22 protein-coding genes are annotated in these 18238 nt (G+C 49.5%); 6 read left to right on the top strand and 16 right to left on the bottom strand.

All coding sequences use genetic code 11. From position 1 onward, the window contains the following. Positions 1 to 124: 124 nt before the first annotated feature. Positions 125 to 247 carry an HNH endonuclease gene (locus JJU47_RS14680; RefSeq protein WP_366511946.1) on the top strand — a complete coding sequence of 41 codons (123 nt, stop codon included), beginning with the start codon at positions 125 to 127 and terminating at the stop codon, positions 245 to 247. Here JJU47_RS14680 and trxA read toward each other — a convergent pair. The 9 genes from trxA to JJU47_RS07995 form a co-directional block, all read right to left on the bottom strand. Beyond that, positions 228 to 542 carry a thioredoxin gene (trxA, locus tag JJU47_RS08035; protein ID WP_021066822.1) on the bottom strand — a complete coding sequence of 105 codons (315 nt, stop codon included), beginning with the start codon at positions 540 to 542 and terminating at the stop codon, positions 228 to 230. The two genes, JJU47_RS14680 and trxA, sit on opposite strands and share 20 nt — an antisense overlap. 107 nt (positions 543 to 649) lie before the next feature. Then, on the bottom strand, positions 650 to 1615 hold the full coding sequence (locus tag JJU47_RS08030) for an electron transfer flavoprotein subunit alpha/FixB family protein (RefSeq protein ID WP_228618023.1): 966 nt from the start codon (positions 1613 to 1615) through the stop codon (positions 650 to 652). A 14-nt stretch (positions 1616 to 1629) separates the two neighbouring features. Beyond that, entirely contained in the window at positions 1630 to 2403 is a 774-nt protein-coding gene (locus JJU47_RS08025; protein WP_029335670.1) for an electron transfer flavoprotein subunit beta/FixA family protein, read from the bottom strand. A gap of 79 nt (positions 2404 to 2482) precedes the next feature. After that, complete coding sequence (locus JJU47_RS08020) at positions 2483 to 3061, bottom strand: fatty acid metabolism transcriptional regulator FadR (protein ID WP_228618021.1); 579 nt, start codon at positions 3059 to 3061, stop codon at positions 2483 to 2485. Positions 3062 to 3140: 79 nt separating this feature from the next. Next, positions 3141 to 4814 (bottom strand): AMP-binding protein, encoded by a 1674-nt coding sequence (locus tag JJU47_RS08015; RefSeq protein ID WP_228618019.1) that lies wholly within the window; start codon positions 4812 to 4814, stop codon positions 3141 to 3143. Positions 4815 to 4952: 138 nt separating this feature from the next. Beyond that, on the bottom strand, positions 4953 to 5429 hold the full coding sequence (locus JJU47_RS08010; RefSeq protein ID WP_228618016.1) for a DUF4825 domain-containing protein: 477 nt from the start codon (positions 5427 to 5429) through the stop codon (positions 4953 to 4955). A gap of 12 nt (positions 5430 to 5441) precedes the next feature. Beyond that, entirely contained in the window at positions 5442 to 6572 is a 1131-nt protein-coding gene (locus tag JJU47_RS08005; protein WP_228618013.1) for an ABC transporter permease subunit, read from the bottom strand. After that, positions 6562 to 7443, bottom strand: coding sequence for an ABC transporter ATP-binding protein (locus tag JJU47_RS08000; protein ID WP_228618011.1), 882 nt, complete (start codon positions 7441 to 7443; stop codon positions 6562 to 6564). The genes JJU47_RS08005 and JJU47_RS08000 overlap by 11 nt, the downstream gene beginning before the upstream one ends. Then, positions 7409 to 7819, bottom strand: coding sequence for a GntR family transcriptional regulator (locus tag JJU47_RS07995; protein WP_228618009.1), 411 nt, complete (start codon positions 7817 to 7819; stop codon positions 7409 to 7411). The genes JJU47_RS08000 and JJU47_RS07995 overlap by 35 nt, the downstream gene beginning before the upstream one ends. Before the next feature lie 177 nt (positions 7820 to 7996). Between JJU47_RS07995 and JJU47_RS07990 the strand changes: the two genes are divergently transcribed. The 4 genes from JJU47_RS07990 (at position 7997) to JJU47_RS07975 (ending at position 10218) form a co-directional block, all read left to right on the top strand. Beyond that, on the top strand, positions 7997 to 8743 hold the full coding sequence (locus tag JJU47_RS07990; RefSeq protein ID WP_228618007.1) for a hypothetical protein: 747 nt from the start codon (positions 7997 to 7999) through the stop codon (positions 8741 to 8743). A 105-nt stretch (positions 8744 to 8848) separates the two neighbouring features. Further along, a complete protein-coding gene (locus tag JJU47_RS07985; protein WP_228618004.1) occupies positions 8849 to 9256 on the top strand; it encodes a MarR family winged helix-turn-helix transcriptional regulator in 408 nt (135 codons plus the stop codon). 24 nt (positions 9257 to 9280) lie between these two features. Next, complete coding sequence (locus JJU47_RS07980) at positions 9281 to 9919, top strand: nitroreductase family protein (protein ID WP_228618002.1); 639 nt, start codon at positions 9281 to 9283, stop codon at positions 9917 to 9919. Positions 9920 to 9933: 14 nt separating this feature from the next. Further along, positions 9934 to 10218: a putative quinol monooxygenase gene (locus JJU47_RS07975; protein WP_228617999.1), complete on the top strand. Its 285-nt coding sequence runs from the start codon at positions 9934 to 9936 to the stop codon at positions 10216 to 10218. A 46-nt stretch (positions 10219 to 10264) separates the two neighbouring features. Here JJU47_RS07975 and JJU47_RS07970 read toward each other — a convergent pair whose 3' ends face one another. The 4 genes from JJU47_RS07970 to JJU47_RS07955 form a co-directional block, all read right to left on the bottom strand. Then, positions 10265 to 11803: a hypothetical protein gene (locus JJU47_RS07970; RefSeq protein WP_228617997.1), complete on the bottom strand. Its 1539-nt coding sequence runs from the start codon at positions 11801 to 11803 to the stop codon at positions 10265 to 10267. Between the two features lie 127 nt (positions 11804 to 11930). Then, entirely contained in the window at positions 11931 to 12188 is a 258-nt protein-coding gene (locus JJU47_RS07965; RefSeq protein ID WP_228617994.1) for a hypothetical protein, read from the bottom strand. Between the two features lie 20 nt (positions 12189 to 12208). Continuing rightward, positions 12209 to 14566, bottom strand: coding sequence for a DEAD/DEAH box helicase family protein (locus JJU47_RS07960; protein WP_228617992.1), 2358 nt, complete (start codon positions 14564 to 14566; stop codon positions 12209 to 12211). Next, a complete protein-coding gene (locus JJU47_RS07955; protein WP_228617989.1) occupies positions 14559 to 14888 on the bottom strand; it encodes a nucleoside triphosphate pyrophosphohydrolase in 330 nt (109 codons plus the stop codon). The genes JJU47_RS07960 and JJU47_RS07955 overlap by 8 nt, the downstream gene beginning before the upstream one ends. A 113-nt stretch (positions 14889 to 15001) precedes the next feature. On the opposite strand from JJU47_RS07955, the gene JJU47_RS07950 reads away from it, so the two are divergent. Then, positions 15002 to 16849, top strand: coding sequence for a DUF262 domain-containing protein (locus tag JJU47_RS07950; RefSeq protein WP_228617987.1), 1848 nt, complete (start codon positions 15002 to 15004; stop codon positions 16847 to 16849). 56 nt (positions 16850 to 16905) lie between these two features. Here JJU47_RS07950 and JJU47_RS07945 read toward each other — a convergent pair whose 3' ends face one another. The 3 genes from JJU47_RS07945 to JJU47_RS07935 form a co-directional block, all read right to left on the bottom strand. Beyond that, on the bottom strand, positions 16906 to 17139 hold the full coding sequence (locus tag JJU47_RS07945; protein ID WP_228617985.1) for a hypothetical protein: 234 nt from the start codon (positions 17137 to 17139) through the stop codon (positions 16906 to 16908). A gap of 112 nt (positions 17140 to 17251) precedes the next feature. Then, positions 17252 to 17719 carry a hypothetical protein gene (locus tag JJU47_RS07940; protein ID WP_228617983.1) on the bottom strand — a complete coding sequence of 156 codons (468 nt, stop codon included), beginning with the start codon at positions 17717 to 17719 and terminating at the stop codon, positions 17252 to 17254. A gap of 31 nt (positions 17720 to 17750) precedes the next feature. Beyond that, positions 17751 to 18215: a hypothetical protein gene (locus JJU47_RS07935; protein ID WP_228617980.1), complete on the bottom strand. Its 465-nt coding sequence runs from the start codon at positions 18213 to 18215 to the stop codon at positions 17751 to 17753. Positions 18216 to 18238: the final 23 nt, after the last annotated feature.

The following is an 18238-nucleotide window of genomic DNA, read 5'->3' as shown; positions in this document are numbered from 1 at the left end:
AAAAAGTAGGGTCATCTGACTACATCACGTCTCTACATGAGTATAGCGCAAATTTTCCGTTCTTAGCCATGATTAAAACTTCCCTGTTTCTTCACAAATTCAAACAATTCTTAAACTATTAAATATGAAGGAACACGTCGGTAAATGTAAAAAAAATCTCACGATTCATCATCGCGATCGAAACCAAAAAAACAACCGACCGGAAACCCGATCGGTTGTTTTGGACATTATTGTGCTGTCGCGATGAACTCTTTGAGTGCTTCTTTTGGTTGGAAGCCCATTGTTTTAGAAACAGGTTGTCCATCTTTGAACATCATGAGTGTCGGGATGCTTTGAATTTGGAAAGCGCCCGCTACTTCTGGGTTCTCGTCAACGTCGAGTTTGACGATTTGGACTTGGTCGCCCATCTCTTGGTCGAGCTCTTCAAGAACCGGTGCGATCATGCGGCACGGTCCACACCAAGCTGCCCAGAAATCGACGAGGACGACGCCCTCTTTCACTTCTTGTTCAAACGTTTGAGTCGTTGCGTGTTTAATAGCCATATTGGTAATACCTCCCCAGTAAGATGAGAAAGTTCAGTTACGAACTCTCTTGCAATTCATGTTCAGAGTATACCACGGAGGGTAAGTTTCCCCAAACGTTTTGCCCATCAGCTATTGACGAGGTGTTTCCGGAACTCTTCTGTCAACAGCGGGACGACGTCGAACAAGTCGCCGACGATGCCGTAGTCGGCCACTGTGAAGATGTTCGCCTCCGGGTCTTTATTGATGGCGACGATGACTTTCGCGTTGCTCATGCCGGCCAAGTGTTGGATTGCCCCGGAAATACCGCAAGCGATGTATAAATCAGGGGTGACGACTTTCCCGGTCTGACCGATTTGAAGGGCGTAGTCGCAGTAGTCGGCGTCACATGCTCCACGTGAAGCGCCGACCGCGCCGCCGAGCAGCTCCGCGAGTTCTTCGAGCGGTTTGAAACCGTCCTCGCTCTTGACACCGCGCCCACCGGCGACGATGACTTTCGCTTCGGCGAGGTCGACTTTTCCAGTCGCTTTACGGACGACTTCTTTGACGATCATCGCGAGGTCTTTCAATTCCACACTCGGTGTCTCGACTGACACGCTCGCTCCAGCCGTGCGCGGCAAGGCGTCGATGTTGTTCGGACGGATGGTGAAGAACATGACCGAATCTTTGAACTTCACTTTCTCGAACGCTTTCCCCGAGTAGATCGGACGGACGAACTCGGCGTCTTTGCCCGATCCTTCGATTGAAACGACATCGCTGATGAGTCCGGCGTCAAGACGGGCCGCGAGTTTCGGTGCGATATCTTTTCCGAGCGCTGTATGGCCGAGGACGATCATGTCCGGGCCTTCTTGGTCGATGAGTTGACGGAGCACTTGTCCGTAACCGTCCGGCGTATAATGTTTGAGGCGTTCGTCTTCGACGACGAGGACGCGGCCGGCCCCGTATTCTCCGAGCTCATTCGCGAGCGCTTTGACGTCTTCCCCGATGACGACCGCCGTCACGTCGTCCGTCAATTGCTTCGCCGCGGCGATCGCTTCAAATGATACGTTCCGTAACGCGCCTTCGCGCGCTTCTGCGAGTACTAAAGCTTTCATATGTGATATCCCCCTTAAATGACTTTGGCTTCCGTGCGAAGTAATTGAACGAGCTCGCTCACTTGTGACGCCGTATCCCCTTCAAGGATGCGACCGGCTTTCTTCTCTTCCGGCAAGAACCGTTCAATCGTCTCGATTTTTGCTTCGATCTCATCTTCATCGAGATCGATGTCGGACAGCTCAAGTTCCTCGAGCGGCTTCTTCTTCGCCTTCATGATTCCCGGAAGGCTCGGATAGCGTGGTTCGTTCAACCCTTGTTGCGCCGTCACGAGGAGCGGGAGCGCCACTTCGATCACTTCCGTGTCCCCTTCGACGTCACGAGTGACCGTCGCTGTCGTCCCGTCGATTTCAAGCTCGGTAATCGTCGTCACGTAGTTCATGTCGAGCAGCTCGGCGACGCGCGGTGCAACTTGGCCGCTGCCGCCGTCGATGGCGACGTTTCCGGCGAAGATGAGGTCTGGTGCTTGCTCTTTTAAATACGTCGCGAGCACTTTCGAGATCGTCACGTGGTCCGCGTCCTCAACGTCGTCCTCGATCGAGATACGGACCGCTTTGTCCGCTCCCATCGCGAGCGCCGTGCGCAATTCTTTGTCCGCGTCTTCCGGTCCGACCGTCACGACCGTGACTTCTCCCCCGAGGTCGTCACGTTTTCGGATCGCTTCCTCGACCGCGTACTCGTCGTACGGGTTGATGATGAACTCAGCGCCGTCTTCTTGGATTTCCCCGTTCTCTAGCTGAATCGCTTCCTCTGTATCGAACGTCCGTTTCAGCAATACAAAAATATTCATCGTAGTTCCCCCTTTAAGTTGTTCGCACCATCATTCATGAATCAGCATTCATTTTTTGGGCCAATGAGAGGGCTTACGGTTAAGCAAGCCCTTTTTTCAACATATGGTGTACTTTCGGAAGCGTCGACATCAAGTCGTACTTGAAGCCGCTCGCCATCCAACTCGTGACCACTTCATCGATCGTGCCGAAGATCATTTGTCGGGCGAGCCGGTAATCGAGCTCGTTGTCGAACTCACCCGTCTCGATCCCATGCGTGACGACCGCATCGATCAAATTCAAATATGGTTTCAACACTTCGCTGATCTTTTGGCGAAGCGCCAAGTTCGACTGCCGTAGCTCGATTTGTGTCACGACGGCGAGGTCGTAATCGGCCGACAGCTGTTTCAGATGTGACTCGATCAAGCGGTAAAGCTTGTCCCCGGCCGTCGTCTCCTGCTCGATTTGTTGCTTCGAGTAGTCGATGAACAGCCCCATCTTCGTCTGGAACAACTCAATCAAAAGATGCTCCTTGTTTTTAAAATACAGATAGATTGTTCCGTCCGCGACGCCCGCCTCTTTGGCGATGGCTGTCACCTTTGCACCGTGATAGCCATGGTCCGCAATCACTTTCACTGCCGCATCGATAATGCGGTCACTCTTTGATCCATTCTTTGTCATAAACCCCAAGCTCCTTACCGCTGCAGAAAAATGAATGATGGTTCATTCATTTATTATTCTATCATGTGTGAAGGCAGTGTCAACTGCTTTGTTTCACTTGTTTCGCCTTCTCTTCGTCGACGAGGACGCGACGCAAAATCTTACCGACGAACGTCTTCGGCAACTCATCGCGGAACTCATATAGCTTCGGTACTTTATAAGCAGCGAGCTTTTCCCGGCAATGCTTGTCGAGTTCTTCTTCCGTCACGTTCACGCCGTCACGCGTGACGATGAACGCCTTGACCGTCTCTCCGCGATACGGGTCGGGCACGCCGATACAGACCGCTTCTTTGACGGCCGGATGTTCGTAGAGCACTTCTTCGATCTCGCGCGGGTAGACGTTGAAGCCGCCGGCAATGATCATGTCTTTCTTCCGATCGACGATATAGAAGAAGCCATCCTCGCCCATGTAGCCGAGGTCACCCGTCGCGAGCCAACCGTCTTTCAAGACGGCCGCCGTCTCTTCCGGCTTTTGCCAGTACCCTTTCATCACTTGCGGACCGTGAAGCATCACTTCTCCGATCTCACCGATATCAGCCGGCGTCTCGCCGTCCGCTTTTACAATTTTAGCAGAAGTGTCCGACAGCGGCACGCCAATCGAGCCGACGATGCGCTTATCCCATAAGAAGTTCGCATGCGTTACCGGTGACGTCTCCGACAAGCCGTACCCTTCGACGATACGTCCGCCCGTGATGCTCTCGAACTGTTCTTGCACTTCGACCGGGAGCGGGGCCGAACCGGAGATACACGCCTCGATCGACGACAAGTCGTACTTCGATAATTTCGGATCGTTGAGAATACCGACATACATCGTCGGCGCACCCGGGAAGAAGTGTGGCTTTTTCTTATGAATCGTCTTCAAGACGTCGGTCACGTCAAAGCGCGGCACGAGGACGAGCTCATAACCGTTCTCCATCCCGAAGTTGAGGCAGCACGTCATCCCGTAGACGTGGAAGAATGGGACGACGCTCAAGACGCGTTTCTCGTCCCCGCGATTGTATTTATAGAAGAAGTTCGAAATCTGATCGACGTTCGCCGTCAAGTTGAAGTGCGTCAACATGACGCCTTTTGGCAAACCGGTCGTCCCGCCCGTATATTGCAAGACGGCGACGTCTTCTTTCGGGTCGACCTCGATCGGTTTGACCGGACCAAAGTTTTTAAAGTCTTTGAATAAGACCGATCCCGTCGTATCGATGACGATGTTGTTCTCGCGTTTCACTTTAATCGGGTACAGTTTGTTTTTCGGGAATGGAAGGTAATCAGCGATGCTCGTCGTGATGATCGTTTGAATATCCGTCTTCTCTTTCACGCGGAGTGATTTCGGATAGAGGAGGTCGAGCGTGATGACGATCTTCGCGCCCGAGTCGGTGATCAAGTTCTCGAGTTCATGCTCAGTATAGAGCGGGTTCGTCTGAACGACCGTCCCGCCGGCGTACAAGACGGCATAGAACGAGATGACGTATTGCGGACAGTTCGGGAGCATCAGGCTGACCCGATCCCCTTTTTGCAGCCCTTTTGACTGAAGCATCGTCGCGAGGCGGTGCGCCGCATCATCGACTTGGGCGAACGTGAGCGTTTTTCCGATGAACGAGACGGCCGTCCGGTCCGGGAAGTCTTTTGCGGCTCGGCTGAGCGCCTCATAGAGCGGCTTCACCTCATAGTCAATCGTCTTCGGCATGTCGGCTGGGTAATCTTGCAACCACGGTTTGTTCATCGCTGTTCCTCCTTGTGAATGAATAGTGATTCAGTTACATCCATTATAATGCTAAGAAAACGCTTTCATCTACCCTTTACCCAATAATTTTCAGAAAATATCGAAAAAAAGCGATTGGATGGTAATATCCAATCACTTTCAGATGCGTTTGAAGTAGTCCTCGGTCTGTTGTTCGTTGCCGATTTTCTCATCGAGCCGTTCCTGCAAATCTTTTTCCCATTTGATCGACGAGAAGTCGATGCCAAACCACGCTTCCATCTCCGGACGAGAGAACGCGTACGTCCGGTTCGGAAAAGCGAAGCGAACGATCTCCGCGTTCTTGACGAGTGTGAAATACGTCGCAGCGTTGCGGATGGCGAGCCGTTCCTGCTCGATCCGGTCAAGCTTCGGGTCGTCATAGCGGACGGTGAGGCCGTACGGCCGTTTCTTCGTCTGCAACTCGACCGATTTGTAACAGTCATGCATCGGTAAGCTGTTAGCAATCCCGACAACGGCGCTATTGTCGCCGACGTAGGCGCCTTTATACTGGAACGGATTCGGGCGACCGGTCGACGAATCCGCACATCCCGTTAATATAACGAGCAGCAATGCGAGCAATAGACTGAGCCGTTTCATGGGAATGCCTCCTTATGATTTGAGTTGCAAGTTGAAGCGGTAGAGCAGGCGTCTCGCGAGCAAGTGGGCGAGGAAGCCGCCGATCAAGAAGCCGATGACGTACAGCGTGACACTCGTCGGGTACGAGAATGCCGAAAGAATAATGCCACCGAGCATGGCGAAACAAATGACCATGATGACATGGACGAGCCAAATCCAGCCCGTGAACATGAAGAAGCGGCCGTTATTCTCCTGCGGGGCCCGGTTGAACATGAGAAGACCAAGACCGAACGTCAACCCGATGAAGAGGAGTGAACTGAATATCCCGACTGTCGCAAAGTCACGCCACACCGAATTGTCGGTAAACAAGTTATACGTGTCGACGTTCGCGATGTTCACAAGCGGTGACAAGATTCGCATCGGGAGGCTTTCCATCGTTGCTGAGAACCAGTCGTACGAGACATATCCTGTAATCACTTGAATCGACCCGTTCACCAACGACAATATTCCAATCGGGAACAAGAAGGCAACGATTGACCAGAGCACTTGAGAGATCGCCTCGCCTCCGAACGAGCCCATCCAAAGCGACAGCGTGAAGACGGAGATGCCAATCAAGACGACCAAACCGAGGACCGCCATCACTTTCAACGTCTGTCCTTCGATTAAGAACGCGTAGCGGGACGAATAAATCACGCCGAGCATGATCGCCCCGCCGATCAGTGACGAAAGGACGATGCCGCTTACCCCGATCAACCATTTCGATATGTACAGCTGGTTGCGGCTGAATGGGAGCGACATCGAAAAGTCGGACATTTGGCTGTTGCGCTCACTGCCGATCAAGACAGAAGCCATTAAGAACCCAAACACGACGTAGAGGAAGACGACCGTCTCAATCGGCAAGAGCGTCCCTAATTCACCGATCGCATACCCGACTCCCGGAATTGTCGTGAAGAAGTCTTCCGTCTCGAGTGAAGCGACGTCACTAGGAATCACCCCGTCATCATATTGGGAAGGGTTCTGTTGAATATCACGAATCCGTTCATCGTAGTACTGCATCTCATTAAACACCGGCACCGTGTAAGCGAGAATTCCGAGCCCGATGAGTAAAATCCATAAGAGCGATACTTGTTTCCAATCTTTTTTAAGTAGCACCTTAGACAACATTCGCTTCACCTCCTAATTGGACGCGGAACACGTCTTCTAGCGACATCGGAATTTCTTCGACGAGCATCGGTTTGTAGCTGTCGACGAACGCCTCGAGCTCATCCGACCGCTCGCGCGCCATGAACAAGACGACACGACCGGTCACGCTCAAAATCTCGATATCTTTTCGTTCAAGCAATGCGACCGGCACCTCGTCTTGGAAGACGACTTGCCACTTGACGCTCAAGGCACGCGCCTCTTCAAGCGTCATCACGGCTTTGACCCGTCCCTTTTCAATCATGACGACACGGTCGGCGATGCGCTCGAGCTCGTGCAATTGATGACTTGAGACGATGATCGAGCAATCACGCTGCTCGATTTGCGTGATCATGAGTTTTAAGACGTCACTCTTAGCGACGACATCGAGTCCGTCGGTCGGTTCGTCGAGAAGATAGTACTTCGCCTGGACCGCGAACGCGAGCGACAGCGTCACCATCGCCTTCTGCCCTTTCGAGAGCTGACGAATCTTCTTATTGTCGATGTTGTATCGCGTGAGCGTCTCACGGAACGTCGAGCGGTTGAACGACGGATAGATGGATTCGTATAAGGCAGCCGCCTCGTTCACCGTGTAGTGTTTGAGCGCATCGGCCGAGTCTGGCACGAAGATGACGTCCCGCTTCAATTCCGGTGCATTAAAAATACTCGTCTTTCCATATAAGACGTCACCTGTGTCCGGACGGATAATCCCGACCATCGTCCGAAGGAGCGTCGTCTTGCCGGCCCCGTTCCGTCCGACGAGCGCGACGATCTCGCCGCGATGGACGGTAAAGTCGACCCCGTCGAGGACAGTCTGTCGATCAATTTTCTTCGTTAGTTGCTGGACTGTCAGCATGTCTCTCCCCTACTTTCTTATATTCAGTCTCGAACAACGTCACCGCTTCGTCGAAAGAGACGTTCGCGTAGTGGCAATCGATGGCGAGTTTTTGAATGGCTTCAATCACCGGTCCGCGCGAGGCGTCCTGGTCGACCCAATCTTTGGACACAAACGTGCCGCGGCCGCGATGCATCTCGAGAAGTCCTAACCGCTCGAGCTCCTGATACGCCTTGCTGACCGTATTCGGATTGATGACGAGGTCGGTCGCAAGTTCGCGCACCGACATGACCTTGTCCCCGGGCCGTAAAATGCCGCGGATGACGAGTGCTTTCGTCTGATTTACGATTTGCTCGTATAAAGGTTCCGAACTTTTCATATCGATTTTGTAAAGCAATGGCTCACACCCTCTCCCTTATCCGTTATAAGTGTATTATATGTATTAGTACACGTAAATGCAATAGTTCTTCGAGGGCATCTTTAGTTTACAGGTAATTGGAAATAATTTGTATACGCCTTTAGACCGAGACGGCTTCGGACTTTTCGGGTACATTGGAGGAGAGGTGAAGGACATATGAAAAAAAGATTGTTGATCGGCGCTGCCGGCCTTTTCGTGGCAGGCTCGATGTATGGCCGCGGCGAAGCGACGGAACGCTATGAGACGTATATTTATGAAACATATGGGGAAAATGTCGAGGTGGACGTGTCCCGTGATTGGAAAATGGCGAACTTCAAAGCGACGTTCGAACTCGAGCGTCCCCCGCTCAAAGGCACGTATCACGCCCGGACGTACGGTGACGGGTCGATCCATGACGACGTGATGCCGACTTACTGGGTACAGGAAGCGGAGTCGACAATCCATGCCCGGCTCGTCGACGCGAACGCGTTATCGGAAGCAGAGACGGTGCGCGCGACCGTTTTCGAAGGTGCCGGTCGAGGACAAGACATCGAGACGATGCCGGCAACGTCCGTCTTCGAGCTCGATACGCAGAGGTTTTTAGGTGTCTCGGTCATGTTGCATGAGGCGTGGGACGATACGGACGAGCAAAAACAGCGCGTCTTAGACATCATCCGTCTGCTCGAGGACGATGTAAGGTCGATTCATTTCTCGTTCGACGGGACACCGGACGAAGATGACGACTTCACGGAACGTTACTTGAACGTGACGCAGAACGGGCGCGCCGGTGATCCCTCGTTCGCTTCGCTCCAGACGATCGACGACTTGAACGACCATGATCGCTTATACGGATTCGACGAGGCGACGTTCATCTCTGAATACCGGTTTGACGGGACGAAGATCGACCGCGACACTGCCGACTGAGTCGGTCGTGTCTCGGTGGAGTCGCCTCGCTTTACATGGGGCTTGTCCCTTGTTATCATTTGACAAGTCAATGATTGATTTATCAAATGAGAAAGGTGGGACGCTATGGAGCTACGAGATGTGAGCCGATTGCTTTATCAAATCAAACTCGCCGATCAACGTGTCGCGACGGCGTTCGAGAACGAGACAGGCTTCAGCCTGACCCGCTATGAGATGCTCATGGTCGTGAGCGACAAAGGTGTCTGCTCACAAAGCGAGATCAAAGACGCGATGAACATCGACCACGCCGCCGTCACCCGTCACTTGAAGATCCTCGAGGAGAAAGGCTACGTCACGCGAGAGCGGAACGCCGCCAACCATCGCGAAGTCGTCGTGCGATTGACCGATAGCGCTGCTGAAGATTTGAAATCGTGTGAACGGGATCATGACGCGTCGAACCATTTGATCAGTACCTTGTCGGACGCTGAAATGAGACAATTATCCGACCTGCTTGAAAAATTGAACCAAGTCTAACAGAGAGAAAGAGGAGATTTCCCAATGGCAACTACATTTACAAACGATACATTCCAAGACGTCGTACTCGGACGCAAGTCGATCCGCGTCTACGACGAGAACGTGAAAATCTCGCAAGAAGAGATGCTCGAGATGATTCAAGAAGCGACGATGGCCCCATCATCGGTCAACATGCAACCGTGGCGCTTCGTCGTCGTCGAGAGCCCGGAAGCGAAAGAGACGCTCAAGCCGCTCATCAAGTTCAACGTGCGTCAAAACGACACGTCGGCCGCGATGGTGCTCATCTTCGGAGACATGGAATGCTACGAGCTCGGCGAACAGATTTACGACCAAGCCGTCGCCGAAGGCAAGATGCCGCAAGACGTGCGCGACCAACAGCTCGCTGCGATCATCCCTTACTACAAGAACTTGTCGAAGCAAGAGATGAACGACATCGTCAAGATCGACTCGAGCCTCGCCGCGATGCAGTTCATGCTCGTCGCCCGAGCGCACGGCTACGACACGAACCCGATTGGCGGTTTTGAGAAAGACCAACTCGCCGAGACGTTCGGTTTAGACAAAGACCGTTACGTGCCGGTCATGATCCTCTCGGTCGGGAAAGCGGCAGAGGAAGGGTACCAATCGGTCCGCCTCGACGCTGAGACGATCACTAACTTTAAATAATCGGAGGGATATCTATGATCTTAGTGAACGCCATCTTTGACGTGAAAGAAGAAGAGTTCGACCACTTCTTAGCGGATATCAATAAGCTCATCGACTCGTCGAAACAAGAAGCCGGTTGCTTGAGCTATGAGCTGTTCCAATCGACGACGTCTGAGAACCGGTTCGTCATGATTGAGAACTGGGCCGACCAGGCGGCAATCGAGCAGCATAACCAAAACCCGGACCTCATCGCCTTCGCCCAAAACGTAGGAAACTACGTGACGGCGAAGCCGGTCTTGCATGTGACGGAAGTCAACTGAATACAAAAAAACTCCGTTCCTACATCACGTAGGAGCGGAGTTTTACTTATAGGCCGATGATTGCGACCGACACACCGAGAACACCGATGAGCGCCATCGCGTAAACCGGTACGCGTGGCATCTCGCCATTGTTGTCGAGCGCCTTCCCGAACATAAAGAATACGAGCGGGTGGACGAGGAACGGCATTGAGAAGATGAGCGGGATGAGAAGCGACGCTTCTGTCCCGAACATGCCGCCTTGGATCGCCGCGAACAGACCGAAGTGCGAGATCGCTGACGACTGGGCCATTGCCGAGTAGTCGAATGCGATCGTGCTGAAGCTGAGGAGCACGAGTCCGCCGAAGACGGCCATGATCTGCCAGCCGAACGAGAACTGCATGAGCGCCTTCACTTCTTTCAAGTCTTCGCCGTTCGCACTGCGCAAGTTTTTAAGCGCGAGGAACGTGAGCGTGAGACCGACCAAGACGATGATGACCGTCGGCCAAATCCAGAGCGCCCCGTTATCGGCACTGATCGCCAAGATCGAGAAGACGAAGATGTGACCGAAGAACGGGATGTTGATCATAATTGGGGCACGTTTCGCTGCGACTTTCCCGAAGTCACCAGCCGTACATGCACCTGTAAGACCGCTGTGCGAGAGTGATCCCGCCATACCTGGTGCGAGGTTACGGATGTGTCCCGTACGGGCGAACCACATGAGGAGCGCGATCCCACCGAACATCCAGAACAACTGGCCGAAGAAACCATAGAAAAGGACCGAGTTCATGCCTTCGATGGCGAACGCGTCACCGATGCGTGAGCCGCCGACCATGAAGTTCGCTGCCAAGACGACCGGAATCCCGGCGAAGAGGAGCGCGCGAACCGTCGGCCCGTACGTCCAGTTTTGGAAGATGGCACCGAGCGCTGATGAGACGATCATCGCGAAGAAGATTTGTGGAAGCGCGATGACGGGCTGCACGAGCGTAGCGATCGCATATGAGATGAACAAGATGGCGATCAAGATCACCGTCTCGATCAATCCTTTACGCATGTACACTTGCTTGTCGTCGATTTGAGCCTTGTGGTCGATCAACAGGAACGACGCCGCGAGACCGATCAACGCGAGGATCGGATAGTAGAGCATGATCCCTTCTGCCGTTCCCGGTTGAATCATCATGCGGAAGAACCCTTCCAATCCAACGAGCAAGAAGAATGAACGGAGGATGAAGATGAACTGCGTCCGTCCCGTTCCGAGGAACATCTCTTCTTTTGACGGCACGACGATGTCTTTCACGTCGAGCGCCTGCTTGCTTAAGATTTTACGAAGCTCTTGCCCACCGACGAAGAACGATACGACGAGCGCGATGATCGTCGTCCGTGACAGGAAGTCGACGAGCGGGAACTCAGGGAGACCCGGAGTCGCGATACCCATCTCGACCATGACAAAACCGAGACCGAGACCGAAGATGACGATGACGAGGATTGGCGAGAACCGTGAACCGGCCACGACCATCCGTGACAAGATGACCATCGGGATGACGAAGGCCATTAACAACCAAAACTGGTTGAGTAATTGAACTTGAGATAACTGTTGTACAATTTCCATGGATAAACCCCTTATACATTTTTTTCACACTGTCTCGAAGTGTAACGTATTGTCGATTTTGTGACAAGGGGGTGTGACGTATTGTAACGATTGAAAGCGGAACCAAGTGATTTGGTCCCGCTTTCGATTAGTTATTCTGTTGGCGCAAGCCCCAGATGCCCTTGTTTCCCGTAGCATAAAACAAGTCTTCTTTGCCGGCGAAACTGGCTGAATCGCTCGAGTGGGCCCGAATCTGCTTGTTTACGTGCGCCTTCCAGTCTTTGTAGCGATCAAGCTCGAGTTGATAGTATGACTTCTCGATGTAGTCATAGATTTCTTTCAATGATGCCTTCCCGCCATGATGCTGGAGGGCGAATTGGATTTTGCGAAGTAGTGCGCGTTTCAAGTTAAAGACTCCTTTCCCAATCACTCTGAAGCTTTCCGACTGAAATAGTGATGCAGTCGAACTTCGACGATTTGACTGACCCATTCGTAAACCAAAGGATGAGCAAATGCTTCATTATGCTCGATATGTAATGATTCCTCTGACACGAAGAACGGTCCCTTAGCTATTTTATCAAATGGCATCCGTAAGAGTAACTTTTCACTCTTTTGCTGATTGAACGGCGATTTGAAGTCTTTCGTGTTCCCGTCAATCTGTTGCCGATATGGAACCGCATTGATGAAGTCATAAAACGGTTGGGCCGCCTCACTCGCTGAAAGTGGTTGAAGCCATCCATCGACCCCACGGCTTAACATGATTGATAACACAATCATCTTGTAACTCTTCGTCATGTCCGTGTATTCGACCTCGAACAACAATGATTTCGATTCTTCAAACAGATGACTCTCTTCATCACTTAGCTCACCCATCCGGTCAAGGAACCCGTAAAAGCCGCCATCTTTCTTCCATTCAGAACGATAGGCATCGATTGAGTATTCGCCTCGTTGAATCAACTCTAGGTAACTCGGTCTTCTCCCCAACTCTTCTTTCACCATGTTGTAGTTCCGCTCCAACTGTTGCCGGCGTGTCGAAGAACGGGTCACCATCCTCTTCAATAAGTCGACGGCTTGTAAATCAAACTCGATCGTACATCCGTTTGGTAAATCGACTCCTGTAGGAAGTGATTTGACAAGCGGCTGCCGCTTTCTCGTCAGGAGCGCCAACTTCTTATCGATATTCTTATAGTTCCCAATCAAATCGATGATTGTGCAGTGTGTTTTTCCGCTCAATAGTCGAAGTCCGCGACCAATCTGTTGCGTGAAGACGGTCAACGATTCAGTTGGACGGCAGAATAGTAGCGTATCGATTTCCGGGACGTCGACACCTTCATTGAACAAGTTCACTGCAAAGATGATATCGAGATGCCCTTCCTTCAACTGTTTGATGACGTCCGCTCGATCATATTCGGTCTGGCTATGTAACGCGACAGCCTGCACGCCTTGCATCCGGAAATAGTCGGCCAAGTACTCAGCCTGTGGAACCGACGAACAGAAACCGAGCGCACGCGTTTGATGATGCATCTGCCATGCCTCAAAGATTTTTCGGGCGACACTCTCCTTTAATTGCTCCATCAACAGTTCATCCTGGTCATAACGACGACCGTTAATCAACCTAATCTGCGAATAGTCGATTTCATCATAAACCCCGACGTAATGGAACGGTGTCAAATACGACTCTTCAATCGCTTCGGTGAAGTGCATCTGATAGGCGACATTGTCATCGCACAAAGCATAAACGTCTCCCCCGTCCAAGCGGTCCGGTGTCGCTGTCAGTCCGAGCAAAAACTTTGGCTCGAAATAGTCGAGGACACGTCGATATGACGGCGCTGCCGAATGATGAAATTCGTCGACGACAATCAAATCGAATTGGTCTGGTTTGAACTGTTCCATTCGATGTTTGGATGCCAACGTTTGAATCGAGGCGAATAACACGTCGGCCGACTCCTCACTTCTCGAATCGCCACCGAGCAAAAGACCTGTTTCCCATTCACTCGAGACTTTTTTAAAAGAAGCCTCAGCTTGAAGCAGAATTTCTTTTTGGTGGGCAATGAAAAGCACTCGTTTGAACTGTCGGGCGAAGAAGGCACTTAGATACGTCTTCCCTAAGCCGGTGGCGAGCACGAGCATCGCCTTACGTCTTCCTTCGTCCATCGTTTCTCGTAACGCCTTCAACGCAGCATCTTGAACCGTATTCGGGGTGATCGTATCGTCCTCGATATAGACCGGCGTCGGTTCTGCGATTTGCTCGTTCTCTTTCATCCGGTCTTGACCGGCATTATACTCTTCCCGATAAGGCTGTATCGAGATGGCATTCATAATTTGAGCGTAATCGCTATAGAAGAGGTCATGGAAGGATTCGACCGATTGCTCGAACACGTCCTCTGAGATACTTGCCGGAATCTCTACATTCCATTCGACACCTCGATTCAATGCACTATGTGACAGATTGGACGAGCCGACAAAGAATGTACCACCATCTTCTGTACGGAATAAATACGCTTTCGGATGGAATGACTGACCTTTTGATCGATAAAGCCGCAGCTCTAATCCCTCGATGTTCATCAGCATCTCGAGCGCGTCTGGGTTCGTCAAATAGAGATAATCCCCAATCAAAATGCGGACTTGCACACCGCGTTTGACTGCGTCCTTAAGGGAAGCGGCAATCTCTTGCACACCCGATACTTGTGCAAACGCGACGACCATATAAATTTCAGTCGCCGCGTTGATTTGATGTTGCAAAGGGATGCGTAAGTGGCTGGTGTGCAGGCGTAATTCACTCATGATCAAGAACTTCTTCCAGGAAGAGACCTTTTTCAAAACCGCCCCGCTTCTCACGCTTCTCCTCACGGATGCGATTTAATTCTTCAAAACTCGCACCATGCATTTTTCCGAGCGTATAGACGAGTTCCAAAATATCAGCAAGTTCTTCAAGCGATTCTTCATCGATGTTCGTTTCCTCGTACTCCTTGATTTCTTCGTAGAGCTTCAGGCGGGCCTGTTCGAAATGTTCGGCTTGATTGAGGTGTTTAACGACAGGAACCTTCCCTGCTTCGTGAATGATTTCAGGGATGCGATCGCGGATTAGTTTGTTATATCGCTCCATAATTTATTCATCCTTTCTATAAGGCCTGATGGTAGATCCACATTCGATTAAATATTATACTTTCATTATATCCAATTATTTGGAATAGCGCTTTAAGTGCAGGGAGGTATTTTATGATAACGTCAGAAATCCAATCAATATTTAATGTATTTAACAATAACTATGTATACGAAATACCTGATTTTCAACGAGATTTTGTCTGGGGTGAACACGAAGTAACTCAATTGTTCAAAGACTTTAACGAAGATACAGAGGAGTTTACAAAGGAAAGTTCTTTGTTAGATGGATATCTATTGGGAAATATCGTTTTAATTAATAATGACGCAACTACAACGAGCAAAATTGTTATCGATGGTCAACAAAGACTCACTACACTTTCTCTACTCTACAAAGTACTAGAAGAAACAATTGATCATCGTCTTCATCGAAAAGAAAATAGTATTGAAACCATGCAAAAATGGATGAATATGCGCGGAGAATTAAATAAAGGTTATGGTTTATTTGATGATGAAGCAAATTTTAAAAATTCAAAGATACAACATCATAAGAGTCTAGAGTTCGGAAGTATTTACCGACACATCATACGTCCAGATTCAAGTGCAAAGAATAGTTTTCAACAATCTAGTCAAATCGAAGAAGTCTATGAAGTTTTAAAAGAAGAGCTCTCAAAGTTGAGTGACCAAGAACTACCTAAATTTGTGAACTACATTAAACATAAAGTGATGCTTATTGTAACGACCGCTCCAACGTTGTCTAAAGCTTTTCAGTTATTTGAAATCTTAAACAACCGCGGTAAAGACTTGGAACCTTTAGATTTGATAAAGAATATGCTTCTCAAAAATTTGGCAAAAGAACATTATAGTGAAGATGAACGTGATAAATTTACAGAATTATGGCGGAAGTTTAATGATAACCTTGCGCTGAATTCTAAGAAGAAAATTGAGTCTTCTACTTTCCTGAAACATTATTTAGTCGGAACAACAGGAGAGAATGTCCGCAAAGATAAATTGTTTAACTATTATTCAGAATTGAACCCATCAAAAGAAAACGTGCTAATGATGGTTTCAGAAATGCATGACGTTTCTTATACTTATGGAAAACTTGAACGAAAAGAATTCGATGGCTTTATCAAAAATACACACCTGCTAGATATCCTTTTTAAACTTTTAAGTCTAAAACAAGCACAAACTATCCTGATCCCATTCTACAACGAATCTGAGCAACGTAAGTCAGAAGTCGTTGACTTAGCAATTCGTTTAGGAGCTAGTGTTATCTTCTCTTATACTCAAACAAACTATATCGAGGCTGAGATACCTTCACTAATCAAAAAATATTATGCCACTTTGGATAGAGAGGGTTCAGATCGAGCATACTTCCAATTCACAAATGAGTTAGAGCGTCGCATTCAGGAAAAAGCAAAGCTAGCTAAAGATGCTGTATCTACAAGAAGATTTGAAAATACTCGTGGAAATTATAACAAGAAAGGTTATGACCTTTTACGTTTTATTGAATCATATGGTCACTTAGATAGTGCTGTGCTTTTAACATCAAATCGAAGTAAAAAAATCACTTTAGAACACATCATGCCGAGAACACCTGTTAATCAAGAATTTATAATCGATTCCGGCTTTACAGATATCGAAGAATATAAAGAATACGTGAATCGAATCGGTAATTTTGCTTTAATACACAATGATGAAAACTCTGCTCTTTCGAATAAAAGTTTTGATCAAAAGCGTCTTGTATACGCTCGCTCGTCAATTTGGACAACCCAAGTACTTAACAATATGCTAGTTTCGACAATGAAATCTGGAAAAGAAGTACATCAGTATGAGGTAATTAATGAATCTTTGTTTGTCCATGCAGAAAAAGGAATTTGGACAAAGGAAAATATTACTGATCGTTCAGAGAAAATCGCACTCTATTTGGAGTTAATTCTTACTAAAGGCGGTAACAATTAATTTGTCTACTCCAAACATCCATTAAAGAAAGAAGCGACCTTTTAAGGGTCGCTTTTTCACTCCACAATCTCAAACGCCTTCACATACGCCACATGGTCGAGGAACAGAATCATCTCTTCATCAAACTGGACGAACCCGTCCGATGCGTGCCGGAACGCTTGATAAATCGATTCGAGCGCCGCATAGCGACTCTCTGCCTCGACGGTATACGTCAAAATCTCCTCGTTGATTAAATGAAACTCGATCTCGAACTGTTTCATCGTCTCCACTCCTTTCTCACTCGTTTCCATACTTTCTCTTACCCCTTTTCCCTATTCCGCTCGATTCTCCTTCACTACATCAAATAATACTCTGTCTTGGAAGAGATGAATTTCTTACAGGTCTCTATGGAACGGATTCTCTTTATTTCGGCTCATATCGAAACTCTGACACTTTTGCGTGTGTGCGCGAGTAGAGCGTGTCCATCCAAAAGCGATTAGGGAGACTTACGCTTCCCGCAGACACGTTCTCGATTGTTTGTTCGATATACACGTTTTCTACTTCTAGATATTCGATGACCCAGTCTTTATATTCATCGGCGGCAGCATTTTCATGCTGTAAGCCCTGAAGTTCGGCTAAATACATGTTGTTATTTGCTTGCATGCCCTCCAATTCTTCAATCGCTCCGGGAACGTTGACATCATCTCTCGGAATGCTCGATAACATGACCATCTTGATATGATGATCGCGTGCTGACGAAATAATAGAAGCGGCATCGAAATGAACGACCGGTCGATCGTCCATCATTTCGACCGTGTGCGTTTCACCGCAAGCCGATAAAGCCATCGTTGACCCTGCGAACAGTGAAGCAATTAATAGTAACTTTTTCATCAGCAATCCTCCTTCGCGCTCGTTAGACTTTTTAAGAAAGTTCATCCACGACTTCAACCACTACTCCCGTATCCCCGACTTTCCCCAAGTCTTCAACGATCGGGTCTTCATACGCCATGATGTGAAACTCTTGCTCAATCGTGCGGATCACGTAATGCGCAAGCGTCCCCCGCTCCGTGTTGATGCGCGCTGTACCCATATGTTCTGCTGCGAAGCGCGCGAAGCGAGACGTCTCCAGCTTCACGATCGGATAGGCGTTGCGAAGCCCTGCTTCATTCATCCCATGCTCTTCCAACGTGCCGAGAAACACGGCGTACTTTTCGAAACGAATACGGATTCGGTCGCGTTCCGCATCCCACGTCAGTAGCATCGTCGCGTCCCGTGCCCCAAAACACGTCCACTCGAGCGGGTAATACGTCTCGCCTTTCATTTGAAACGACTCGATGTCGAGCAGATAATCTTCGGTCGTCATCAAAAAATCCAAATCGATGCCCATTCAATCTCCTCCTGTTCAAAAAA

It is taken from the genome of Exiguobacterium sp. (genome assembly GCF_020832205.1).
Classification (GTDB): Bacteria; Bacillota; Bacilli; order Exiguobacteriales; family Exiguobacteriaceae; genus Exiguobacterium.
Note: the sequence above shows the minus strand (reverse complement) of the source record. Positions and strands in the feature narration are given on the sequence as shown.